Here is a 21,562-nt window from a genome sequence, read left to right as displayed (position 1 = left end):
GGGCGGGTGCGGGGCACGGGTGGGGGGAGGTGACCAGGGCTGTCGCCACCGGCCGATCCTAACCGGACGCGCGTCCGGCAGGCCGAGGTGACGGCCAATAGCAAGCCGTACGTACGGTTTGCCTTGCGCACGGTCACCTGCGACGATCGACCCGTGCCCAGAGTAAGTCAGGACCAGCTCGACGCGCGCCGCCAGGAGATCCTCGGCGCGGCCCGGGCCTGTTTCGCCCGGCACGGCTACGAGGGAGCCACCGTGCGCCGGCTGGAGGAGGCCACCGGGCTGTCCCGGGGCGCCATCTTCCACCACTTCCGCGACAAGGACTCGCTCTTCCTCGCCGTCGCCGAGGACGACGCCGCCGCGATGGTCGCCACGGTGGCCCGCAACGGCCTCGTCCAGGTGATGCGGGACCTGCTCGCCCGCGCGGTCTCCCCGGACACCACCGGCTGGCTGGGCAGCCAGCTGGAGGTGTCCCGCCGGCTGCGTACCGACCCGGCGTTCGCCAGCCGGTGGGCGCAACGGTCGGCCGCCATCGCCGAGGCGACCCGGGACCGGCTCGCGCGGCAACGCGAGGCCGGGGTGCTCCGCGAGGACATCGACATCGACGTGCTGGCCCAGTTCCTGGAACTGGCGTACGACGGGCTGGTGCTGCACCTGGCGATGGGCCGGCCCGCCGGCGATCTCGGGCCGGTGCTGGACCTGGTCGAGGAGGCCGTCCGCCGCCGCTGACCCCACCCCCGGGCGGCAGCCGTGGAAGCGGGCAGGTCTCGGCTCGGTAACTCGCCCACCGCCGCCGTGCCCGCGTGGCGGGGCTGTCCCACAATGGGGCCGCGATCCCCCTCGCGCGACAGGAGCAGCCCATGAACACCCTTGCCGCAGCGGGCGACACCTGGGGCATCCCCGGCCCGCTCTTCCTGAAGCTCTACCTCCTGGTGGCCGTCGTCGCCGTGATCGGCGTGCTGGTGCACCGGCGGCGCACGGCCGCCGGACCCGACGCGGTCGGCGCCGAACAGCTCGGTCCGCAGCAGGTCGCCTACCTCAACGGCGGCGACCAGCTCGCCATCTGGGCGGCGCTGGGTGGGCTGCGCGGCGCCGGCGCGATCGACGTCAAGGCGAACGGCCGGTTGACCGCCACCGAGTCGGCACCCCACGGGCTCACCCCGCTCGACCACGCGATCCGGCACGCCGCCCGCCGGTCGGTCGCCGCCCGCGAGCTGCGCCGCGACGCCGGGGTAACCCGCGCCCTGCAGGAGCTGCGGCAGGGGTTGGAGCAGCGCGGCCTGCTGATCGACGCCGACGGGGTACGGGCCCTGCGGCGCGGACGGAACCTGCTGCTGGTGCTGCTGGCCCTGGGTGTGGTGCGGCTGGTCTCCGGGCTGGTCAACGGCCGGCCGGTCGGCTGGCTGCTGCTCGCCCTGGCCGGGCTCGGGGTGGCGTTCGCCCTGGTGGCCCGCACGCCCCGGCGGACCAGGACGGCGAACGTGATGATGAGCCGCCTGCGCAGCAGCAACCACCACCTCGCCCCCGACTCGGCCCCGGCCTACGCGACCTACGGTCCGGCCGGCGCGGCGATGGGGGTGGCCCTGTTCGGCACCGTCTCCCTCTACGCGCTCGACCCCGGCTTCGCCGCACAGGCGGAGATCCAGCGGCAGGCGTTGAACGCCGGCAGCGGCAGCGGCTACACCGGTTCCACGGGTGTCACGTGCGGCGGCAGCACCTCGTCGGGCGACAGCGGCTCGTCGTGCGGTGGCGGCAGCTCCTGCGGCGGCGGCGGAGGATGCGGCGGCGGTGGCGGGTGCGGCGGATGACCCGGCCGCAGGGGGTGGGCATCGGCTGGCGGCCGGAGATCGCCGGTTTCGTCGCCGAGCTGCCCGGCCTGCGTTTCGTCGAGGTGGTGGCGGAGTCGCTCGCCCCCGACGGCCCCCTCCCACCGGGGCTGGCCGCGCTGCGGGAGCGCGACGTCACCGTCGTACCGCACGGGGTGCGCCTCTCCCTCGGCGGCGCGGAGCCGGTCGACCCGGCCCGGGTGACGCACCTGGCCCGGGTGGCCGAGCTGGTCGGCGCGCCACTGGTCAGCGAGCACATCGCGTTCGTCCGGGCCGGCGGGCTGGAGGCCGGGCACCTGCTGCCGCTGCCCCGGACCCGGGAGGCGGTGGCGGCGGTGACGGCGAACGTCGCGCGGGCCCGGGCGGAGCTGCCGGTGCCGCTGGCGTTGGAGCCGATCGCGGCGCTGTTCGACTGGCCCGACGACGAGCTGGACGAGGCGGACTTCCTCACCGAGATCCTCGACGCCACCGACGCGGAGCTGCTGCTCGACGTGGCCAACGTCTATGCCAACGCCCGCAACCGGGGCCAGGACCCGCAGGCCCTGCTGGACCGGCTGCCGCTGGAACGGATCGCCTACGTGCACGTGGCCGGCGGGGCCGAGCACGGCGGGCTCTACCACGACACGCACACCGATCCGGTGCCCACCGAGGTGCTGGAGCTGGTCGGCGCGCTCTGCGCCGGCCGCCGGCCGCCGCCCCTGCTGCTGGAACGCGACGGCCACTACCCACCCGCCGACGCGCTGCGGGCCGAGCTGGACGCCCTCGCCACCGCCGCCGGCCACCCGGTCGTCACATGAGCCCGACGCACCCCCTCGGGTCGGCCCCGTTGCCCGACGCCACCGGACCGGAAGGGCTGGCCGCCCGACAGGCCGCGCTGGTCGCCGCCCTGGTCGCCGGGGCTCCGCTGCCCGCCGGCTTCGCCACCGACCGGGTCGACGCCGCCAGGCGGGCACTGCTGCGCAAGCGGGCCGGGGAGGTCGCCCGCCACTGGCCGCTGCTCGCCGCCGGGCTCGGCGACACCTGGCCGGCCACCTTCGCCGGCTGGGCGGCCGGCCGGCCCACCGCCGGATCGCTGCGCGACGGCTGGGACCTCGCCCGCACGCTGCGCGACCAGGGCGCCCTCCCCCCGCTCGGCGCACAGGAGCTGGCCGCCCGCGAGGCCACCCACCGCTACGACGGCCGGCATCCGCCCCGCCGCCGCCGGTTGCCGGCCCTGGTCCGCAGCGGCGACGCCGTCGCCCTCCAGCTCGCCGGCCGGGTACGCCTGCTGCGCTCCACCCGCCGCTGACCACCGGGCCGCCGCGCCGGCCACCGCCGGATACGGCAGGATCGGCGGCATGGATCTCGGACTCACCGATCGGGTGTACGTGTTGACCGGCGCGTCCCGGGGGCTCGGCTTCGCGACCGCACGGTGCCTGGTCGCCGACGGGGCGCGGGTGGTCCTGTCGGCCCGGACGCCGGAGCGGGTCGCCGGCGCGGTCGACCTGCTGGGTGGGCCCGAGCACGCCATCGGCCTCGTCGCCGACCTGGCCGACCCGAGCCTGCCCGAGCGGCTGGTGATCGCCGCGCGGGAACACTTCGGCCGGCTCGACGGGGCGCTCGTCTCGGTGGGTGGGCCGCCTGCCGGCACCGCCGCCCAGGTCAGCGACGCGCAGTGGCGGGAGTCCTTCGAGACGGTCTTCCTGGGCACCGTGCGGACGGCCCGGACGGTGGCCGCCGCGCTCACCGAGGGGGGCGCGATCGGGCTGGTGCTGTCCACCTCGGCCCGTACCCCGATCACCGGCCTCGGCATCTCCAACGGGCTGCGGCCCGGCCTCGCCGGGGTGGCCAAGGACCTGGCCGACGAGCACGGCCCGCGCGGCGTACGGGTACTGGGCCTGCTGCCCGGACGCTTCCTGACCGACCGCAACCGGGAACTGCTCGGCGACGACGAGACGGCCCGCGCCGCCGCGGAGGCCGGCATCCCGCTGCGCCGCATCGGCGATCCGGCCGAGTTCGGGCGGGTCGCCGCGTTCCTGCTCTCCCCCGCCGCCGGCTACGTCACCGGGGTCAGCGTGCCGGTCGACGGCGGCGCACTGCGCAGCCTGTGACCCCGCGACGCCGCTCGGCCGGCCCTGCCGCCACCCCCGCACCGGCCCGCGCCACCTCCGGACCGGTGCGGCGGCCGGACCGGGCGGAACTGGCCGCGGCGGCGGACCGCACCATCCCGGACGTGATCGGCCCCGGGCTGACGGTGCTCTTCGTCGGGATCAACCCGGGCCTGTGGTCGGCGGCCACCGGTTGGCACTTCGCCCGGCCGGGCAACCGCTTCTGGCCGGCCCTGCACCGGGGCGGCTTCACCCCGCGCCAACTGCACCCGAGCGAGCAGGACATGCTGCCCGGGTTCGGCCTGGGCATCACCAACATGGTGGCGCGGGCCAGCGCCCGGGCCGACGAGCTGACCCCGGCGGAACTGCTGGCGGGCGCGCGGACGCTGACCGACAAGGTGACCCGCTACCGGCCGACCTGGGTGGCCGTGGTCGGGGTGACCGCCTACCGGATCGGGTTCGCCCGGCCCCGGGCCGGCTTCGGCCCGCAGCCGGAACCGCTGGCCGGCGCGCGGCTGTGGGTGCTGCCCAACCCGAGCGGCCTGAACGCCCACTTCACCCCGCAGGCCCTGGGGAACGCCTTCGGCGAGCTGCGCGCCGCGGTGACCGGCCAGCCGCCCTCCCCCGCCGGCTGACCACCACCGTCCCCGCACTCACGGTAGGCCGCGTCACGCGTTCACGATGTGTCGTGTAAATGCCGACATCAAGGCAATAAATTGCGAACGACGGGTCCCACTGCAATTGACGTAGATTTATTTCGGGCGTGCTTTCGAGTTCACGTTGGTCTAACATTGGAACCGCAATCGGCTACACGCCGTTAACGCATTTCCCATCACGTCGGGAGCAGTTATGCCACAAGTCCGTTCTTCCCGCTTCGTCCGCCTGTTGGCTGCGGGCGCCGCCGGGGCCGCCGCGGTGGCCGTGTTGCCCGCGGTCAGCGCCCAGGCGGGCACCTCATCGTTCACCGTCTCGGTCAAGGGTGGCTACAACAACACCCTGTCCCTCGGCACCGCCACCGGAACCGTTTCCGGGACGACGGGCAGCAACCAGGCGAGCTACTCGGTGACGCTGTGCGGACAGAGCACCTACCCGAGTTCCCAGGTGACCATCAAGGGCGGCAGCGCCAGCGCTTACCACACCGTCTACTACCAGAACTGCGAGACCTTCACCGGCGATCTCGTCTCCAGCTACGGATTTACCAACATCGAGGTCACGGTATCCGGTTCCACCTTCTACCCGGGCAGCCAGTACACGACGTACACGAAGTCCCGCACGGTGTACTTCTGAGTCGCACCGCACCGTATGACGGAACAGGCACCGCATTGACGACCGCCGGCTCAACCGGCCGATGAGTCGTGTACCCGGTGCCCGGCGTGGGGATCGCCGTCGCAACGGAGACCAGGTCGGGGCCCGCTCCCCCTGGCCTGGCCTCGGATCGCCGTCGACAGCGCCGCCCGCCCCCGAACGGACCGGCCTCCGCACGTTGTCGACCGGGTGCACCCACCACCCGGCGGCCCACGCGGACACCGCCGGTCGCCCCTGCGCGGGTCGTCAGTTGGCCACTGCGGGGGGCCGCGCCTCCTGGGCGACGTAGGTGCCCATGGGCACGGTGGTGACGATCGGCTCGGCCGGCTCAGCGGCATCCGGGTATGGCGTGGGCGACTCGGCGACCGCGAACTGGGTGCGGTACAGCTCGGCGTAGAGCCCACCGACCGCGACCAGTTCGTCGTGCCGGCCCCGCTCGACGATCCGGCCGTCGTCGAGGACGAGGATCTGGTCGGCGTCGCGGACCGTGGAGAGCCGGTGCGCGATCACCAGCGCCGTCCGCCCGGTCAGCGCCACGGCCAGCGCCCGCTGCACGGCCGCCTCGCTCTCCGAGTCGAGGTGGGCGGTGGCCTCGTCGAGGATCACGATCGACGGGGCCTTGAGCAGCAGTCGGGCGATGGCGATGCGTTGTTTCTCCCCACCGGAGAAGCGGTAGCCGCGCTCACCGACGGTCGTGTCCAACCCGTCGGGCAGGGCGCGCACCAGATCGGCCACCTGGGCGCCGGCCAGCGCCGCCCAGATCTCGTCGTCGGTGGCGTCCGGCTTGGCGTACCGCAGGTTCTCGGCGATCGTCTCGTGGAACAGGTGGGAGTCCTGGGTGACCACGCCGATCTCGTCGCGCAGCGAGGCGAGGGTGGCGTCCCGGACGTCGACCCCACCGACCCGCACCTCGCCGTCGGTGACGTCGTAGATCCGGGAGATCAGCATGGACAGGGTCGACTTGCCCGCCCCCGACGGCCCGACCAGGGCCACCATCTGCCCCGGCTCGACCCGGAAGGACACCCCCTTGAGCACCGGCTCGCCGGCCGTCCGGTCGAGGGTGGCGACCTCCTCCAGCGACGCCAGCGAGACGTCGGCGGCAGCCGGGTAGCGGAACCGGACGTCGCGGAACTCGACCCGCCCGGCACCGGCGGGCACCGGCACCGCGTCGGGCTTCTCCTCGATGCCGGGGCGCAGGTCGAGCACCTCGAAGACCCGGTCGAACGAGACCAGCGCGCTCATCACGTCGACCCGGACGTTGGACAGCGCGGTCAGCGGACCGTAGAGGCGGGTGAGCAGCAGGGCGAGCGTGACCACGGTGCCGGCGCTGACCGCGCCGGTGACCGCCAGCCAGCCGCCGAGCCCGTAGGTGAGCGCCTGGGCCAGCGAGGCGACCAGCAGCATCGCCACGAAGAAGGTGCGTGAGTACATCGCCGACTGGATTCCGATGTCGCGGACCCGCTCGGCCCGCGCGGCGAACCGACCCGCCTCCACGCCGGGCGAACCGAACAGCTTGACCAGCAGCGCCCCGGCCACCCCGAACCGCTCGGTCATGGTGGCGTTCATCTTGGCGTCGAGGTTGTACGACTCCCGGGTGATCTCGGCCAGCCGCCGGCCCACCCGCCGGGCGGGGATCACGAAGATCGGCAGCAGGATCAGCGAGAGCGTGGTGATCTGCCAGGAGAGGGTGAACATCACCCCGGCGGTGAGCACCAGCTGGATGACGTTGCTCACCACCCCGGACAGGGTGGAGGTGAACGCCCGCTGGGCACCCATCACGTCGTTGTTGAGCCGGCTGACCAGGGCCCCGGTCTGGGTGCGGGTGAAGAACTGCAACGGCATCCGCTGCACGTGGTCGTAGACCCTGGTGCGCAGGTCGAGGATGATGCCCTCGCCGATACGGGCCGAGTACCAGCGTTGGACCAGGGAGAAGATCGCGTCGGCGACGGCCAGCCCGCCGATGACCAGGGCGAACCGCACGACCGTGGCACCGGCCTCCGGCCCGCCGCGGCTGATCGCGTTGATCACGTGCCCGGCGAGCACCGGGGTGGCCACCCCGATCACGGCGGCGATCACCACGGTCACCAGGAAGATGACGATGTCCCGCCGGTAGGGGTGGGCGAACGCCATGATCCGCTTGGCGGTGCCGCGCTTGAGGCGGTGGGCGGAGACCTCGTCGCCGTGGCGGATCGACCGGAGCATGCTCCAGCCGGCCATGTTGCCGCCCGTCATCGGGTTGGACATCGGTCACCTCCGTGTCGTGGCGGCACGCACCGTCGGGGTCGATTCTCCCCACGCCTACGACAACCTCGGCGGTAACCCGGCTCTTCCCGGGCAGTCCTTACCGACCGCCGGCCGGCTACTCGCCCCGGCCGGCCAGGTCACGCAGCCGGCGGGTCTGCGCCTCACGCTCGGCCCGCTGCTGCTCGGTGTGGGAGCGGCCGGCGGCGCCGGCGAGCAGCGCCTTGATCTCCACCACCGCGTCCCGGTTGCCGGCGAGCAGGCCGGCGGTGAGGTCACCGACCGCCGCGTCCAGCTCGGCGTTCGGCACCACCAGGTTGGCCAGGCCGATCCGGTCGGCCTCCGCGGCGTCCATCCGCCGGCCGGTGGCGCACAGCTCCAGGGCGCGGGCGTAGCCGACCAGCTCGACCAGCCGCTTCGTGCCGGCCAGGTCGGGGACCAGACCGAGGGTGACCTCGGCCATCGACAGCTTGGCGTCCTCGGCGAGGACCCGCAGGTCGCAGGCGAGCGCGAGCTGGAAGCCCGCGCCGATGGCATGACCCTGCACGGCGGCCACCGAGATCACGTCGGGGCGGTGCAGCCAGGTGAAACCCTGCTGGTAACCGGCGATCCGGTCGGCGCACTCCTGCTCGGGCAAGGTGGACAGCTCGGCGAAGGAACCCGGCCCCTGGGCACCGGCCACCGACAGGTCGAGGCCGGCGGAGAACGACCGCCCCTCGCCGCGTACCACCACGACGCGCACGTCGCCCGGCAGGTCCCGGGAGAAGTCGCTCATCGCGCGCCACATCGCCGGAGTCTGGGCGTTGAGCACGTCGGGCCGGCACAACGTGACCGTCGCGACCGGCCCGTCGCAGTGCAGTAGCACCCCGGTCGTCTCGGCGGTCACCGGACCGCCCGGGGCGTGCTGACGGACGACGCTGGTGGGCGGGTCACGCCTTCTTGCGACGCCGGGCGCCGCCGCGCTGCCGCAGCTGCACACCGGACTCGGTGAGCACACGGTGGATGAACCCGTAGGATCGCCCGGTCGAGGCGGCGAGCGCGCGGATGCTCTCCCCGCCGGTGTACCGCTTTACCAGGTCCTTGGCGAGCGTCTGACGCTCGGCTCCGACGATCCGGCGACCCTTCTCAGTGCTGGTGGCTGTGCCAGTGGCTGCCATGCTGATTCCTCACGTCCCAGACTGTGCGGTTCGATACGGTCCCACCTATTAGACCGTCTCGAACGATCATGCGCCAGATATCAACTCTTCGCCAACCGACACGCTATGCAGTGTCGTCAACCCGATAGAGTGACCCTGCACTCGGCCGACGGCTGCTAGCGCGCCCTGGCGACCCTGGTCGGCGGCCCGTAGCCTGCCGGTCGTGACCGACCTGCTGGGCGACGTGAGCGGCGCGGCGGCCGTCTTCGCCGCCACCAACCTCGACGACATCGTGGTGCTGACCGTACTCTTCGTGGCCGCCCGCGGTACGGGACGACCCCGCCCGTGGCAGATCGTCACCGGTCAGTACCTGGGCATCGCCACCCTCGTCGCGGCCGCCCTGGTGGTCGCCGCCGGCCTGCTGGTGGTGCCCGATCCGTGGACCGGCCTGCTCGGGCTGCTGCCGGTCGCACTCGGGGTCCGGGCGCTGCTGGCCCGCACCGACGACGACTCGCCGCCGGCCGTGGTCGGCGGACTGCTCGGGGTCGCCGGGGTGACGGTCGCCAACGGCGCCGACAACATCGCCGTCTACGTCCCGGTGTTCCGCGCCCTCGACCCGGCCACCGGACTGGTCTACCTGCTGGTCTTCGCGCTCCTGGTCGCCGTCTGGTGCGGTGCCGCCGCGCTGCTCGGCGGGCACCCCCGGGTGGTCCACCTGGTCGGCCGGGCCGGGCACTGGCTGGTCCCGGTCGTCTTCGTCGCCATCGGCCTGGTGATCCTGGTCGGCTCGGGCGTCCTCGGCCGGCTGGCCGACCTCGCCCGCTGACCACCGGCCGGACCGACCACGGGCCGATGGCCGGGCAGCCGACCCCGCCGGCCGTCGCGGGCGGGGTCGGGGCCGGATCAGGCCAGCTCGACCAGTTCCAGGAGGTCGTCGCTCCAGGCGTCCTCGTCGCCGTCGGGGAGCAGGATGGCCCGGTCGGGCTTGAGCGCGAGCACCGCGCCCGGGTCGTGGGTGACCAGCACGATCGCGCCGGGGTAGTTGGCGATGGCGTCGAGCACCTGCTCACGGCTGACCGGGTCGAGGTTGTTCGTCGGCTCGTCCAGCAACAGCACGTTCGCGCCGGAGCAGACCAGGGTCGACAGGGCGAGCCGGGTCTTCTCGCCACCGGAGAGCACCCCGGCGGGCTTGTTCACGTCCTCGCCGGAGAACAGGAAGGCACCGAGGATCTTGCGGAGGTCGGTGTCGGACTGCTCGATCGCCGCCGCCCGCATGTTCTCCAGCACCGTGCGTTCCACGTCCAGCGTCTCGTGCTCCTGGGCGTAGTAGCCCAGCCGCAGACCGTGCCCGGCGTGCACCTCGCCGGTGTCCGGCGGGAGCAGGCCGCCGAGCATCCGCAGCAGCGTGGTCTTGCCGGCACCGTTGAGCCCGAGGATCGCCACCCGGGAGCCGCGGTCCACCGCGACGTTCACGTCGGTGAAGATCTCCAGCGAGCCGTACGACTTGGACAGGCCGGTCGCGGTCAGTGGGGTCTTGCCGCACGGCGCGGGGTTGGGGAACCGGACCTTCGCCACCTTGTCGGAGACCCGGACCTCCTCCAGGCCGGAGATCAGCTTCTCGGCCCGGCGGGCCATGTTCTGCGCGGCGACGGTCTTGGTGGCCTTGGCCCGCATCTTGTCCGCCTGCGCCATCAGCGCGCCGGCCTTCTTCTCGGCGTTGGCCCGTTCCCGGCGTCGCCGCCGCTCGTCGGTCTCCCGCGCCGCCAGGTACGCCTTCCAGCCCAGGTTGTAGACGTCGACCACGGAGCGGGTGGCGTCGAGGAACCAGACCTTGTTGACCACCGACTCCAGCAGCGAACCGTCGTGGGAGATCACGATCAGCCCACCCTTGTGGTTGGCGAGGAAGCCGCGCAGCCAGGTGATCGAGTCGGCGTCGAGGTGGTTGGTGGGCTCGTCGAGCAGCAGGATGCCGCCGCCGTTCTCCCCCGCGTCGCGGAACAGGATGCGGGCCAGTTCGATGCGGCGTCGCTGACCGCCGGAAAGGGTGCCGATGGTCTGCGCGAGGGCCCGGTCGGGCAGCCCCAGGTTGGCGCAGATCCGGGCGGCCTCGGCCTCGGCGGCGTACCCGCCCAGCGAGGCGAACTGGTCCTCCAGCGCGCCGTAGCGGCGGACGAGCTTGTCGTCGACGCCGTCGGCGAGTTGCTGCTCGATCTCCTTCATCTGGGCCATCAGCACGTCCAGCCCCCGGGCGGAGAGCACCCGGTCCCGGCCGGTGACCTCCAGGTCGCCGGTACGCGGGTCCTGCGGCAGGTAGCCGATGGCGCTACGCCTGTCGATCTGCCCGGCGTACGGCTGCCCCTCGCCGGCCAGTACCTTGAGGGTCGTGGTCTTACCGGCGCCGTTGCGACCGACCAGTCCGATCCGGTCACCGGGCTGCACCCGCAGGGTGGTGTCGGACAGGAGGATCCGGGAGCCGGCGCGCAGTTCCAGGCCGGTGACACTGATCATTTCCGGTACTCGCTCTCGGGGGGGTCTGGAAGGGCTGACTCAGGGCACGCGAAAGCGCCGGCGGGTCAGTGGTTCCCGTCGGCGCGGGGCGGTTCAGCCTTCGCAGCGCAGCACCCGACAAGTGTACCGGGCGGCCCGACGCGCACCGCCCGGATTACCGTACAAGATCATCGGGTACCGGAAACGCCGTCCGGACCCGGTCCGGTACCGCAACCCTCAGACGTGACGAATCGGTGATCGGGGTCAAAATGGAGCTGAACGAGAACGCGCGGATCGACACCGGCCAGGTGGACGACCGGCGAGGGTCCGGTGGGGGTGGCGGGGGCATCCCGATCCCGATCCCGGGCGGCGGCGGACGCGGCGGCATCGTCGGGCTGATCATCGCCGTGCTGGTGGCCCTGGTGGGCGGCGGTTTCGGGCTGAACGCCATGACCGGCGGCGGGTCCGAGACCGGCGACAACACGGAACTCACCCAGAAGTGCTCCGCCGACGACGCGCTCAAGCAACTGGACTGCCGCAACACCCTCTACGTCAACTCGATCCAGGCGTACTGGCGCACCGCCCTGCCCGAGCGGTTCGGCCAGCAGTACCAGCCGTCCAAGACGGTCTTCTTCAGCCAGGGCGTCAACACCGGCTGCGGCCAGGCCGACTCCGGCGTCGGGCCGTTCTACTGCCCCGCCGACGACCTGGTCTACATCGACCTGACCTTCTACCAGACCCTCGCCAACCAGCTCGGCGCGGAGGGTGAGTTCGCCCAGCCGTACGTGCTGGCCCACGAGTACGGCCACCACGTGCAGGACCTGCTCGGCACCGAGGCGCAGATGCGCCGCCAGCAGCAGCGGGACCCGGGCAGCGCCAACGCGCTCTCGGTCAAGCTGGAACTCCAGGCCGACTGCTACGCCGGCGCGTGGGCCAAGAACGCCACCGGCACCGCCGACGAGCAGGGCCAGAAGATCTTCAAGAGCATCACCGAGCAGGACATCGCGCAGGCGATCGACACCGCCGAGAAGATCGGCGACGACGCCATCTCCAAGCGGGCCAACCGCCCGGTCAACCCGGAGGAGTTCACCCACGGCTCCTCCGAGCAGCGCAAGCAGTGGTTCACCAAGGGCTACACCACCGGTGACCCGAAGTCCTGCGACACCTTCGGCGGCAGCCTCTGACCGACACCGGTCGGCAGGTCGCGGCGGTCGGCGGGGCGCACGCCCCCGGCCGCCGCGCACACCGCCGAGAGCCACTACTTCTTCTGGCAGGTATTCCAGGCCGTGTATTTCGTCGTGCCCTTGACGGTGCACCCAGCCCGGTAATGCGCACCGGATTCCCACGGGATCGCATCGGTGCAGTTCCGGCCGGACTTGAATTCCACCGGGTAGCAGGGCCCCGTCTCACCGGTGTTGTTCTTCATCTCGATCCAGAACTTGTCACCCGGCTGCGCGTTGGTCACCCGCGCCCAGGCGTACAACTTACTGTTGATCTTGCCGGCCTGAAGCTCCACCGTGCGCGGATCCCACTTGAAGGACTGGCAGTCGTACGGGCCGGCCGCCCCCTTGGGATCCTGGTGATCCGTCGGGCAGTCGATTTTCGCCGGGTCGGTCATGTCCCGCTCCATCCTGGAGACTAGCGAGGTATTTCGCATTTTATCGGACCTAACCGTGTCTGCTGACGGATCGGGTGATTCTTAGCCGGGGGCAGACGGTGGGCGACGGGGCTCAGGGACGTTCGGGGCCGGGGTCGCGAACCAGGATGTGAACCGCGCGGGCAGCGGTGATCGCGCCGACCAGCACCGCGTGCCGTGGCTCGGGCACGTCGAGCAGCCGTTCGGCCCGCAGCCCGGCGAGCGGGGCCAACCGCCGGTCAGCCAGGACCGTGTCGACGGCCCGCCGGTCACCGCCGCAGACCACCGCCGCCAGCGTCGCCGCCTCCGGCAGCAGCAGCCGTACGGCCAGTTCCGCCGCGTCGCCCAGGGCCGCCCTGGCCTGGTTGTCCCGCCGCCGGGCGAACCGCTGCTGCGACCAGCCCCCGGCGGCGGTGCGGCCCTGCACGTACCGGGTGTCCACCTTGGAGACCAGCAGCTCGGTGCCGAGCGCCACGCCGACCGCCACCGCGCCCTTGCGGGCCAGCAGCAGCCCGAGCCGGCGGGGCGCGACAGCCTCGTCGACGAACCCCGGCACGTCGTCGACCTGCCCGGCCGCCGCCCCGGTGCCGCCGCCCGGCGGGAGGTGCAGCTCGGCGGTCGCCCCGTCGCCGGCGGTGAGCAGCAGGCCGTACCCCTGCGGGGAGGCGACGGGCGGGCCGTGCCGGTCGGCGAAACCCGCCACCCAGCGGGCGACGCGGGTCGGATCGACCTCGATCCACCGGCCGCCGCCGGCCGCGGGTCGGCTGCTCATCACCCGACCGTACGGCACGGCGGACGGCGGCCCGGCGGGCGACCCACCGCGCGACGGCAGCCCGGCGGGCGGACGCCGTCGGGGCCGGCGGGAACGACGCGGACGCCGTCGGGGCGGGCGGAAACGACGCGGCCGGTGTGGGGGCCGTTCACCGCACGACCAGCATGGCGACGGCGAGGGCGGCGATGATCAGGCTGGACAGCAGGCCGGTCACCAGTCGACCACGCGGGCCGGCCAGCACCCGGCCGACCAGGGTGCCGCTCCCGGCGATCAGCAACTGCCAGCTCGCCGAGGCGACGAAGACCCCGAGGACGAAAAGCGCGGCGGCTGCCGGTGCCGCCCGCGCCGCGTCGGCACGGCCGAGGACCAGCGCCGTGAAGTAGACCACCGTGGCCGGGTTGAGCAGAGTCAGCGCCAACACCCCGACGAACGCGCGCCCCGGCGTGTTCATCCCCCGAACCGGCTCCGACCCGCCCGGCGCCGGCCCGGGACCGCCCCGACCCGACTGCCCCGGCTGCGACCCGCCCGACTCCAGCCCACCCGGCTTGAACCCACCCGATCCCGTACCGCGCGGCTCCGGTCCAGCCGACCCCGACCCACCCGACGGCGGTCGGGAGCGCCAGGTCCGCCAGCCGCCGTGGACGGCGAGCACCAGCAGCACCACCGCCGCCGCCACCCGCAGCGGCCCGGCGACCGGGGCGACCACGGCGGCCACCGCCGCGCCGCCGAGTACCGCCACGGCGGCGTAGAGCCCGTCTGCGGTGGCGACGCCGAACGCGGCAGCCGCACCGACCCGCAACGAGGTACGGGCGCTGAGCCCGAGGATGAGCACCGCGATCGCACCGACCGGGACGGCGACCGCGTAGCCGGCCACCAGCCCGGCCAGGAAGGCGGCGGTCACGACGAGCGGTGGCGGGCCGAGCCGCGCCCCGGACGGGCCTGCTGTCGGCGCGCGGTGGTGCTCGCGCGGACAGGCTCCTGCACCGGGCATGTCTCGATCACGGGCCCATCATCGGGCGCGGGAGCGACGCCCCGCCACCGGATTGTCTGCCGTCCACCGGGAGTGATCGACTCAACGGGGGCGAACCAGCGGTATCGGCCGGCCCGGACACCCCTACATCGGCCCCGTTGAGTCGATCACCCCGCCCGGACCCGGGCCGGGGCACGGCAGGGCGGGTGGGGCAGGGCGGGTGGACGACGGCGGGCGCGGCACCCGGTGTGGGTGCCGCGCCCGTGAGGTCGGACCGCAGGTCAGACGTTGAAGCCGAGGGAGCGGAGCTGGTCCCGCCCCTCGTCAGTGATCTTGTCCGGCCCCCACGGCGGCAGCCAGACCCAGTTGATCCGGATGTCGTCGACCAGTCCCCCACCGGGGCCGGTGGTCAACGCCTGCCGGGCCTGGTCCTCGATCACGTCGGTGAGCGGGCAGGCCGCCGAGGTCAGCGTCATGTCCAGGGTGGCGACGTTCTGGTCGTCCACGTGCACGCCGTACACCAGGCCGAGGTCGACCACGTTGATGCCGAGTTCGGGGTCGACGACGTCCTTCATCGCCTCCTCGATGTCGGCGAGGGCCGCCCGGCTGCCGCTCGACGCGGCCTCGGCCGGGCCGTCGGCGGCCGGGGACCCGGCGACGCCGTCGGCAGCCGTGGTGCCGGCGACACCGTCGGTCGCCGGGGTCGCGGCGGCGTCCGCCGGGCCGGCGGCACCGTTGGTGGCCGGCGGCGTCACCGCGTCGGTCGTCGTGCTGGCGTCACCGGTCTCCGGCGTCGCCGCGGTAGCGGTGTTCTCGCTCATGCCTCCACCTCCGTCGGGCTCATGCCCACCCCCGCGCGTGCCGCGGCGTCCTTGAACGCCATCCACGGCAGCAGCGCGCACTTGACCCGGGCCGGGTAGCGGGCGACACCCGCGAAAGCCACCCCGTCACCGAGTAGTTCCTCGTCCGGCGTGACCTGGCCACGGCCGGACATCAACGCCACGAACCCCGCGTGCACGGCGGCGATCTCCCCCGCGCACCGGCCGGAGAGCCGGTCGTACAGCACGCTCGCCGACGCCTGACTGATCGAACAGCCCGCACCGTCGTACGAGATGTCCACCACGATGTCGCCGACGGCGGCCACCCGTACGGTGACCTCGTCGCCGCAGGTCGGGTTGACGTGGTGCGCCTCGCCCACCTCGGCGTCGGGGCGGTCGGCGTCGCGCAGCCCACGCCCCTGCGGGCGCTTGTAGTGGTCCAGGATGATCTCCTGGTAGAGCTGGTCCAGCTGCATCAGTCGAAGATCCTCCGCACCTGTTCGAGACCCGCCACCAGGGCGTCGATCTCCTCCGTGGTGGTGTACAGGTAGAACGACGCCCGGGTCATCGCCGGCACCCCGAACCGGGTGCAGACCGGCTTGGCGCAGTGGTGGCCCACCCGCACCTGCACGCCGAGCGAGTCGAGGACCTGCCCGACGTCGTGCGGGTGCACGTCGCCGAGCGCGAACGAGATGGTGCCGCCCCGGCCCACCGGCACCGTCGGGCCGAAGATCCGCAGGCCCGGCACGGTCGCGAGCGCGTCCAGCGCGTACGCGGTCAGCTCCTTCTCGTGCCACTGGATCGCCCGCATCCCGACGCCGGTGAGGTAGTCGACCGCCGCGCCGAGCGCGACGGCCTCGGCGATCGGCGGGGTGCCCGCCTCGAACCGGGCCGGCGGCGCGGCGAACGTGGACCGGGCCATCGACACCGTCTCGATCATCGAGCCGCCGCCCATGACCGGGGGCATCGCGGCGAGCAGCTCGCCCCGCCCCCACAGCACGCCGATGCCGGTCGGCCCGCACATCTTATGCCCGGTGAACACGATGAAGTCGGCGTCCAGGTCGACCACGTCGATCGGCTGGTGCGGCACCGACTGCGAGCAGTCGAGCAGCAGCAGCGCGCCCACCTGGCGGACCCGTTCGGTGATCCGGGCGGTGGCGTTGACCGTGCCGAGGATGTTGGAGGTGTGCACCAGCGCGACGATCTTCGTCCGCTCGGTGACCAGGTCCGCCAGCCCCGACTCGTCCAGCCGGCCGGTGTCGGTGACCGGGAACCAGCGCAGCGTCGCGCCGGTCCGCTCGGCCAGCAACTGCCACGGGACGATGTTCGAGTGGTGCTCCATCTCGGAGATCACGATCTCGTCGCCGGGGCCGAGCCGGAACCGCTCGTCGGCGTCGGCGCGCAGCGAGGCGTTGGAGAAGGCGTACGCCACGATGTTGATCGCCTCGGTGGAGTTCTTGGTGAACACCACCTCGTCGACGCTCGGCGCGTTGACGAACGCGGCGATCTTCGTCCGCGCCCCCTCGTACGCCTCGGTCGCCTCGGTGCCCAGGGTGTGCACCGAGCGCGACACGTTGGCGTTGTGCATCGCGTAGTGCCCGGCGAGCACGTCGAGCACCTGGCGGGGTTTGTGCGAGGTGTTGGCGCTGTCGAGGTAGACCAGCCGGTGCCCGTTGACCTCCCGGTCGAGGATCGGGAAGTCGGCCCGCACCGCGGCCACGTCGAAGCGCGGCACGTCGTCGTACTGCGGCATCCCGTCCGGGATGGCGATGGTGGTCATCTCAGCGGTCCCCGTCCGTGTGTCAGGCCCGCGCCGCGCCGGCTCCGGCGACGTACCGCTCGTAACCCTCGTCCTCGAGCTTGTCGGCCAGCTCCGGGCCGCCCTGCTCGACGATCCGGCCGGCCACGAAGACGTGCACGAAGTCGGGCTTGATGTAGCGCAGGATGCGGGTGTAGTGGGTGATCAGCAGCAGGCCGGTGTCGCCGGTGTCGCGGACCCGGTTGACCCCCTCGCTGACCACCCGCAGCGCGTCCACGTCGAGGCCGGAGTCGGTCTCGTCGAGGATGGCGATCTTGGGCTTGAGCAGTTCGAGCTGCACGATCTCGTGCCGCTTCTTCTCGCCGCCGGAGAAGCCCTCGTTGACGTTGCGCTGGGCGAACGCCGGGTCCATCTGGAGCTTCTCCATCGCGCCGCGCAGCTCGCCGCCCCAGGTACGCAGCTTCGGGGCCGCGCCGTCGATGGCGGTCTTGGCGGTACGCAGGAAGTTCGCCACCGAGACGCCGGGCACCTCGACCGGGTACTGCATGGCCAGGAAGAGGCCGGCGCGGGCCCGCTCGTCGACGGTCATCTCCAGCACGTCGACCCCGTCGAGGGTCACCGAGCCGCCGGTGATCTCGTACTTGGGGTGACCGGCGACCGAGTAGGCCAGGGTCGACTTGCCGGAGCCGTTCGGGCCCATGATCGCGTGGGTCTCCCCCGACCGGACGGTCAGGTCGACGCCGGACAGGATCGGCTTGAGCTCACCCTCGGGCAGCTTGACCGACACCTTCAGGTCGCGGATCTCCAGGGTGCTCATTATCGGGTCACTCCATTGCTCGGCGTCGGGCGGCCGTCGGCGCCCACGGGAAGGTAGATGTCGCCGTCGCGGACCTCGACGGCGTAGACGGGAACGGGTTCGGTGGCGGGCAGCCCGGTGGGCTCACCCGTGCGCAGGTCGAACCGGGAACCGTGCAGCCAGCACTCCAGCGTGCAGCCCTCGACCTCGCCCTCGGACAGGGCCACCGAGGCGTGCGAGCACTCGTCGTGCACGGCGTAGAACTCGCCGTCGGTGCCGTGCACCACGGCGACCTGGAGGCCGTCCACGTCGGCGCTGATCACGGTGCCCTTCGGCACGTCCTCCGTCGCGCAGATCCGGATCATGTCAGGCCCCGGCCTTCGAGAGCCGGGCCTCGATCGCGTCCCCCAGCCGCTCACGCAGCGACTCGACCGGGATCTTGTTGATCACCTCGGCGAAGAAGCCCCGCACCACCAGGCGACGGGCCTCGTCCGCCGGGATGCCCCGGGCCATCAGGTAGAACAGCTGCTCGTCGTCGAACCGGCCGGTCGCGCTGGCGTGGCCGGCCCCGGCGATCTCGCCGGTCTCGATCTCCAGATTGGGTACGGAGTCCGCCCGCGCGCCGTCGGAGAGCAGCAGGTTCCGGTTGATCTCGTACGTGTCGGTGCCGGTCGCCTCGGCCCGGATCAGCACGTCGCCCACCCAGACGGTGTGCGCCTGCTCGCCCTGCAACGCGCCCCGGTAGCCGACGTGACTGCGGCAGTCGGGCACGTTGTGGTCGACGAGCTGGCGGTGCTCCAGATGCTGGCCGCCGTCGGCGAAGTAGACGCCGTACAGCTCGGCCTCGCCGCCCCGGCCGGTGTACTCGACCGTGGTGTACTGGCGGACCAGGTCGCCACCCAGGCTGACCTGGATGTGCGACACCTTGGCGTCGCGGCCGAGGCGGACCTTCAGGTGCTGGGCCTGCACCGCGTCGGCGGCCCAGTCGGCGACCGTGACCAGGGTCAGCTTCGCCCCGTCGGCCACCGCCACCTCGACGTTGTCGGCGAGCGTCGCCGCGCCGACGTGCTCCAGCACCAGCACCACCTCGGCGAACCGGCCCACGTCGACGAACGTGTGCCCGAAGGCCAGCCCGGCGGCGTCGTCCCCGACCACCCGCAGGCTCACCGGCGCGTCGACCACGGCCTCGGCCGCGACCTCGACCAGCAGCGCCTCACCGGCGCCGCCGTAGGCCAGCGCGCTGACCCGGTCGACCGGGGTGAGCACGCTGCCCACCCGGGGGTCGTCCCGGCCGATCCGCCCGACGGTGACGCCGGCCGGCAGGTCGGCGTACTCGTGGCGGACCGTGCCGGTGGCGGCCTGCGCCCCGTCGGTCAGCCCGCGGAGCCGCTTGAGCGGGGTGAAGCGCCACTCCTCCTCCAGGCCGGTCAGGGCCGGGAAGTCGGCGACGTCGTACGAGCGGAGCGCCTGCGACTTGGTGCTGGGCGGCGCGGAAGCCTGGGTAGTCATCTCTTCCTTGGTCTGTCTGTCCGGGACGACGGTGTCGTGGGGCGGCGGGGCTGCGTCAGCCGACCGCGCCCTCCATCTGGAGTTCGATCAGGCGGTTGAGCTCCAGGGCGTACTCCATCGGGAGTTCCTTGGCGATCGGCTCGATGAAGCCGCGCACGATCATCGCCATCGCCTCGTCCTCGCTCAGCCCCCGGCTCATCAGGTAGAAGAGCTGGTCGTCGCTGATCTTGGAGACGGTCGCCTCGTGCCCCATCGACACGTCGTCCTCGCGGATGTCGACGTACGGGTAGGTGTCCGAGCGGGAGATCGTGTCGACCAGCAGCGCGTCGCACTTGACCGTGCTGCGGCTGTGGTGCGAACCCTCCAGCACCTGCACCAGCCCCCGGTACGAGGTACGGCCGCCACCACGGGCGATCGACTTCGACACGATGGTGCTGCTGGTGTGCGGCGCGGCGTGCACCATCTTGGCCCCGGCGTCCTGGTGCTGGCCCTCACCGGCCATCGCCACCGAGAGCACCTCGCCCTTGGCGTGCTCGCCGGTCATGTAGACCGCCGGGTACTTCATGGTCACCTTGGAGCCGATGTTGCCGTCGACCCACTCCATGGTCGCGCCCTCGTGGCAGACGGCCCGCTTGGTGACCAGGTTGTAGACGTTGTTCGACCAGTTCTGGATGGTCGTGTAGCGGCAGCGCGCGTTCTTCTTGACGATGATCTCGACGACCGCGCTGTGCAGCGAGTCGGAGGAGTAGAGCGGCGCGGTGCAGCCCTCGACGTAGTGCACGTACGCGCCCTCGTCGACGATGATCAGCGTCCGCTCGAACTGGCCCATGTTCTCGGTGTTGATCCGGAAGTACGCCTGGAGCGGGATCTCCACGTGCACGCCCTTCGGCACGTAGATGAACGAGCCGCCGGACCACACGGAGGTGTTCAGCGCGGCGAACTTGTTGTCGCCGACCGGGATCACCGTGCCGAAGTACTCCTTGAAGACGTCCTCGTGCTCCTTGAGGGCGGTGTCGGTGTCCAGGAAGAGGACACCCTGCTCCTCCAGGTCCTCGCGGATCTTGTGGTAGACCACCTCGGACTCGTACTGCGCCGCGACCCCGGCGACCAGCCGCTGCTTCTCGGCCTCCGGGATGCCCAGCCGGTCGTAGGTGTTCTTGATGTCCTCCGGCAGGTCCTCCCAGCTGGTGGCCTGCTTCTCGGTGGAGCGCACGAAGTACTTGATGTTGTCGAAGTCGATCCCGGTGAGGTCGGCGCCCCAGGACGGCATCGGCTTGCGGCCGAACAGCCGCAGACCCTTGAGCCGCAGGTCGAGCATCCAGGCCGGCTCGTTCTTCTTCGCCGAGATGTCCCGCACCACCGCCTCGTTGAGACCGCGCTGGGCGGCGGCCCCGGCGACGTCGGGGTCGGCCCAGCCGTACTCGTAGCGACCGAGGGCGGCGAGCTGCTCTTCCTGGGTCAGGGGCTGGACGATCTGCTCGGTCATCTATCTGTCCTCACAGTGGTGACGGTGTTACCGGACTGGGCGCGCGGCTGGGTCGGAATGTGCGTGGTGCACACCCCGTCGCCATGCGCGATGGTGGCCAGACGCTGCACGTGGGTGCCGACCAGACGGGAGATGACCGCCGTCTCGGCCTCGCACAGCTGGGGGAACTCGGCGGCCACGTGCGCCACCGGGCAGTGGTGCTGGCAGAGCTGCCCGCCCGAGGCGATCGTGGACGCGTTGGCAGCGTAGCCCTCGGCGGTGAGCGCACCGGCAAGTGCCTCGGACCGGGCCAACGGATCGTCGCCGGCGTCCTCCATGGCGGCCCGGCAGCGGGCCTCCAGCGCGGCGACCTGGTCGGCGGCGAACGCCTCGACCGCGTCCGGGCCGCCGTTGCGGGCGATCCAGCGCAGCGCGGCGGTGGCCATGTTGTCGTAGTGGTGGGTGCCGCAGCGCCCCCGGGCCGCGTCGGTGAGCAGGAAGACCCTCGCCGGTCGGCCGCGCCCCCGGCTGCCCCGCACGGTCTGCTCCCGGGCGACCACGTCGCCGTCGGCGAGCATCGCGTCGAGGTGCCGGCGGATCGCGGCCGGGCTGAGACCGAGTGCCGAGCCGAGCTGGCCGGCGGTGGCCGCCCCCTGCTCCAGCAGGAGCCGGGTCACCCGGTCACGGGTGGACAGGTCGGCGGCGGCCGGCGTCGGGTCCGGCGCGCTGCGGTGCGGTGCGTCGGGTCCGCGCCGTAC

The 21,562-nt window shown here is 72.5% G+C and carries 24 protein-coding genes; 9 read left to right on the top strand and 15 right to left on the bottom strand.

Features of this window, described 5'->3' with window-relative positions; all coding sequences use genetic code 11:
• Nucleotides 1–153 precede the first annotated feature (153 nt).
• The 7 genes from JQX11_RS17990 (at nt 154) to JQX11_RS17960 (ending at nt 5,197) form a co-directional block, all read left to right on the top strand.
• Nucleotides 154–726, top strand: coding sequence for a TetR/AcrR family transcriptional regulator (locus JQX11_RS17990; RefSeq protein ID WP_204926115.1), 573 nt, complete (start codon nt 154–156; stop codon nt 724–726).
• Between the two features lie 131 nt (nt 727–857).
• Entirely contained in the window at nt 858–1,805 is a 948-nt protein-coding gene (locus JQX11_RS17985) for a TIGR04222 domain-containing membrane protein (protein ID WP_204926114.1), read from the top strand.
• The gene (locus tag JQX11_RS17980; protein ID WP_204926113.1) at nt 1,802–2,620 is read left to right on the top strand and encodes an MbnB/TglH/ChrH family RiPP precursor modification enzyme; all 819 of its coding nucleotides are present in this window, start codon (nt 1,802–1,804) and stop codon (nt 2,618–2,620) included. Before JQX11_RS17985 ends, JQX11_RS17980 begins: the two co-directional genes overlap by 4 nt.
• Entirely contained in the window at nt 2,617–3,111 is a 495-nt protein-coding gene (locus JQX11_RS17975) for an SCO6045 C-terminal-like domain-containing protein (RefSeq protein ID WP_204926112.1), read from the top strand. The genes JQX11_RS17980 and JQX11_RS17975 overlap by 4 nt, the downstream gene beginning before the upstream one ends.
• Before the next feature lie 49 nt (nt 3,112–3,160).
• On the top strand, nt 3,161–3,913 hold the full coding sequence (locus JQX11_RS17970; RefSeq protein WP_204926111.1) for an SDR family oxidoreductase: 753 nt from the start codon (nt 3,161–3,163) through the stop codon (nt 3,911–3,913).
• The gene (gene mug, locus JQX11_RS17965) at nt 3,910–4,545 is read left to right on the top strand and encodes a G/U mismatch-specific DNA glycosylase (RefSeq protein ID WP_204926110.1); all 636 of its coding nucleotides are present in this window, start codon (nt 3,910–3,912) and stop codon (nt 4,543–4,545) included. Before JQX11_RS17970 ends, mug begins: the two co-directional genes overlap by 4 nt.
• Nucleotides 4,546–4,759: 214 nt before the next feature.
• Nucleotides 4,760–5,197, top strand: coding sequence for a hypothetical protein (locus tag JQX11_RS17960; protein ID WP_204926109.1), 438 nt, complete (start codon nt 4,760–4,762; stop codon nt 5,195–5,197).
• Nucleotides 5,198–5,461: 264 nt separating this feature from the next.
• Here JQX11_RS17960 and JQX11_RS17955 read toward each other — a convergent pair whose 3' ends face one another.
• From JQX11_RS17955 to JQX11_RS17945, 3 genes are all read right to left on the bottom strand, one after another.
• A complete protein-coding gene (locus JQX11_RS17955; protein WP_204926236.1) occupies nt 5,462–7,447 on the bottom strand; it encodes an ABC transporter ATP-binding protein in 1,986 nt (661 codons plus the stop codon).
• 127 nt (nt 7,448–7,574) lie between these two features.
• A complete protein-coding gene (locus JQX11_RS17950) occupies nt 7,575–8,342 on the bottom strand; it encodes an enoyl-CoA hydratase/isomerase family protein (protein WP_204926108.1) in 768 nt (255 codons plus the stop codon).
• Between the two features lie 43 nt (nt 8,343–8,385).
• Entirely contained in the window at nt 8,386–8,613 is a 228-nt protein-coding gene (locus JQX11_RS17945) for a helix-turn-helix domain-containing protein (protein ID WP_007072022.1), read from the bottom strand.
• A gap of 202 nt (nt 8,614–8,815) precedes the next feature.
• On the opposite strand from JQX11_RS17945, the gene JQX11_RS17940 reads away from it, so the two are divergent.
• Nucleotides 8,816–9,418 (top strand): cadmium resistance transporter, encoded by a 603-nt coding sequence (locus JQX11_RS17940; RefSeq protein ID WP_307826230.1) that lies wholly within the window; start codon nt 8,816–8,818, stop codon nt 9,416–9,418.
• A gap of 77 nt (nt 9,419–9,495) precedes the next feature.
• Here the strand turns inward: JQX11_RS17940 and JQX11_RS17935 are convergent, their stop codons facing one another.
• On the bottom strand, nt 9,496–11,100 hold the full coding sequence (locus JQX11_RS17935; RefSeq protein WP_204926107.1) for an ABC-F family ATP-binding cassette domain-containing protein: 1,605 nt from the start codon (nt 11,098–11,100) through the stop codon (nt 9,496–9,498).
• A gap of 248 nt (nt 11,101–11,348) precedes the next feature.
• Here JQX11_RS17935 and ypfJ point away from each other — a divergent pair, with 248 nt between their 5' ends.
• Complete coding sequence (gene ypfJ / locus JQX11_RS17930) at nt 11,349–12,263, top strand: KPN_02809 family neutral zinc metallopeptidase (RefSeq protein WP_204926106.1); 915 nt, start codon at nt 11,349–11,351, stop codon at nt 12,261–12,263.
• Nucleotides 12,264–12,337: 74 nt separating this feature from the next.
• Here the strand turns inward: ypfJ and JQX11_RS17925 are convergent, their stop codons facing one another.
• The 11 genes from JQX11_RS17925 to JQX11_RS17875 all read right to left on the bottom strand — a co-directional run bounded on the left by JQX11_RS17925 (nt 12,338) and on the right by JQX11_RS17875 (nt 21,499).
• Nucleotides 12,338–12,697, bottom strand: a complete 360-nt coding sequence (locus tag JQX11_RS17925; RefSeq protein ID WP_204926105.1) for a hypothetical protein — start codon at nt 12,695–12,697, stop codon at nt 12,338–12,340.
• 112 nt (nt 12,698–12,809) lie between these two features.
• Entirely contained in the window at nt 12,810–13,487 is a 678-nt protein-coding gene (locus tag JQX11_RS17920; RefSeq protein ID WP_204926104.1) for an acVLRF1 family peptidyl-tRNA hydrolase, read from the bottom strand.
• A gap of 148 nt (nt 13,488–13,635) precedes the next feature.
• Nucleotides 13,636–14,388, bottom strand: a complete 753-nt coding sequence (locus JQX11_RS17915) for a LysE family transporter (RefSeq protein ID WP_307826241.1) — start codon at nt 14,386–14,388, stop codon at nt 13,636–13,638.
• Between the two features lie 350 nt (nt 14,389–14,738).
• Complete coding sequence (locus JQX11_RS17910) at nt 14,739–15,278, bottom strand: metal-sulfur cluster assembly factor (RefSeq protein WP_232378083.1); 540 nt, start codon at nt 15,276–15,278, stop codon at nt 14,739–14,741.
• A complete protein-coding gene (gene sufU / locus JQX11_RS17905) occupies nt 15,275–15,751 on the bottom strand; it encodes a Fe-S cluster assembly sulfur transfer protein SufU (RefSeq protein WP_204926102.1) in 477 nt (158 codons plus the stop codon). Before sufU ends, JQX11_RS17910 begins: the two co-directional genes overlap by 4 nt.
• Nucleotides 15,751–17,055 (bottom strand): cysteine desulfurase, encoded by a 1,305-nt coding sequence (locus JQX11_RS17900; RefSeq protein WP_204926101.1) that lies wholly within the window; start codon nt 17,053–17,055, stop codon nt 15,751–15,753. The genes sufU and JQX11_RS17900 overlap by 1 nt, the downstream gene beginning before the upstream one ends.
• Before the next feature lie 22 nt (nt 17,056–17,077).
• A complete protein-coding gene (gene sufC / locus JQX11_RS17895; protein WP_204926100.1) occupies nt 17,078–17,851 on the bottom strand; it encodes a Fe-S cluster assembly ATPase SufC in 774 nt (257 codons plus the stop codon).
• Nucleotides 17,851–18,195: a non-heme iron oxygenase ferredoxin subunit gene (locus JQX11_RS17890; RefSeq protein ID WP_204926099.1), complete on the bottom strand. Its 345-nt coding sequence runs from the start codon at nt 18,193–18,195 to the stop codon at nt 17,851–17,853. The genes sufC and JQX11_RS17890 overlap by 1 nt, the downstream gene beginning before the upstream one ends.
• Nucleotide 18,196: 1 nt before the next feature.
• On the bottom strand, nt 18,197–19,339 hold the full coding sequence (sufD, locus tag JQX11_RS17885; protein WP_204926098.1) for a Fe-S cluster assembly protein SufD: 1,143 nt from the start codon (nt 19,337–19,339) through the stop codon (nt 18,197–18,199).
• Between the two features lie 55 nt (nt 19,340–19,394).
• Entirely contained in the window at nt 19,395–20,825 is a 1,431-nt protein-coding gene (gene sufB / locus JQX11_RS17880; RefSeq protein ID WP_204926097.1) for a Fe-S cluster assembly protein SufB, read from the bottom strand.
• Entirely contained in the window at nt 20,822–21,499 is a 678-nt protein-coding gene (locus JQX11_RS17875; protein ID WP_232378125.1) for a helix-turn-helix transcriptional regulator, read from the bottom strand. The genes sufB and JQX11_RS17875 overlap by 4 nt, the downstream gene beginning before the upstream one ends.
• Nucleotides 21,500–21,562: the final 63 nt, after the last annotated feature.

Source organism: Micromonospora humida, from assembly GCF_016901255.1.
Classification (GTDB): Bacteria; Actinomycetota; Actinomycetes; order Mycobacteriales; family Micromonosporaceae; genus Micromonospora; species Micromonospora wenchangensis.
Note: the sequence above shows the minus strand (reverse complement) of the source record. Positions and strands in the feature narration are given on the sequence as shown.

Excerpts from the sequence above, each read along its gene's own strand:
- JQX11_RS17890 (WP_204926099.1), bottom strand. The coding sequence starts at position 18,195 with ATGATCCGGATCTGCGCGACGGAGGACGTGCCGAAGGGCACCGTGATC.
- JQX11_RS17975 (WP_204926112.1), top strand. The coding sequence starts at position 2,617 with ATGAGCCCGACGCACCCCCTCGGGTCGGCCCCGTTGCCCGACGCCACC.
- ypfJ (WP_204926106.1), top strand. The coding sequence starts at position 11,349 with ATGGAGCTGAACGAGAACGCGCGGATCGACACCGGCCAGGTGGACGAC.
- JQX11_RS17955 (WP_204926236.1), bottom strand. The coding sequence starts at position 7,447 with ATGACGGGCGGCAACATGGCCGGCTGGAGCATGCTCCGGTCGATCCGC.
- JQX11_RS17910 (WP_232378083.1), bottom strand. The coding sequence starts at position 15,278 with ATGAGCGAGAACACCGCTACCGCGGCGACGCCGGAGACCGGTGACGCC.
- sufB (WP_204926097.1), bottom strand. The coding sequence starts at position 20,825 with ATGACCGAGCAGATCGTCCAGCCCCTGACCCAGGAAGAGCAGCTCGCC.
- JQX11_RS17980 (WP_204926113.1), top strand. The coding sequence starts at position 1,802 with ATGACCCGGCCGCAGGGGGTGGGCATCGGCTGGCGGCCGGAGATCGCC.
- JQX11_RS17920 (WP_204926104.1), bottom strand. The coding sequence starts at position 13,487 with ATGAGCAGCCGACCCGCGGCCGGCGGCGGCCGGTGGATCGAGGTCGAT.
- sufD (WP_204926098.1), bottom strand. The coding sequence starts at position 19,339 with ATGACTACCCAGGCTTCCGCGCCGCCCAGCACCAAGTCGCAGGCGCTC.
- JQX11_RS17985 (WP_204926114.1), top strand. The coding sequence starts at position 858 with ATGAACACCCTTGCCGCAGCGGGCGACACCTGGGGCATCCCCGGCCCG.
- sufU (WP_204926102.1), bottom strand. The coding sequence starts at position 15,751 with ATGCAGCTGGACCAGCTCTACCAGGAGATCATCCTGGACCACTACAAG.
- JQX11_RS17970 (WP_204926111.1), top strand. The coding sequence starts at position 3,161 with ATGGATCTCGGACTCACCGATCGGGTGTACGTGTTGACCGGCGCGTCC.
- sufC (WP_204926100.1), bottom strand. The coding sequence starts at position 17,851 with ATGAGCACCCTGGAGATCCGCGACCTGAAGGTGTCGGTCAAGCTGCCC.
- JQX11_RS17925 (WP_204926105.1), bottom strand. The coding sequence starts at position 12,697 with ATGACCGACCCGGCGAAAATCGACTGCCCGACGGATCACCAGGATCCC.
- JQX11_RS17960 (WP_204926109.1), top strand. The coding sequence starts at position 4,760 with ATGCCACAAGTCCGTTCTTCCCGCTTCGTCCGCCTGTTGGCTGCGGGC.
- JQX11_RS17900 (WP_204926101.1), bottom strand. The coding sequence starts at position 17,055 with ATGACCACCATCGCCATCCCGGACGGGATGCCGCAGTACGACGACGTG.
- JQX11_RS17945 (WP_007072022.1), bottom strand. The coding sequence starts at position 8,613 with ATGGCAGCCACTGGCACAGCCACCAGCACTGAGAAGGGTCGCCGGATC.
- JQX11_RS17935 (WP_204926107.1), bottom strand. The coding sequence starts at position 11,100 with ATGATCAGTGTCACCGGCCTGGAACTGCGCGCCGGCTCCCGGATCCTC.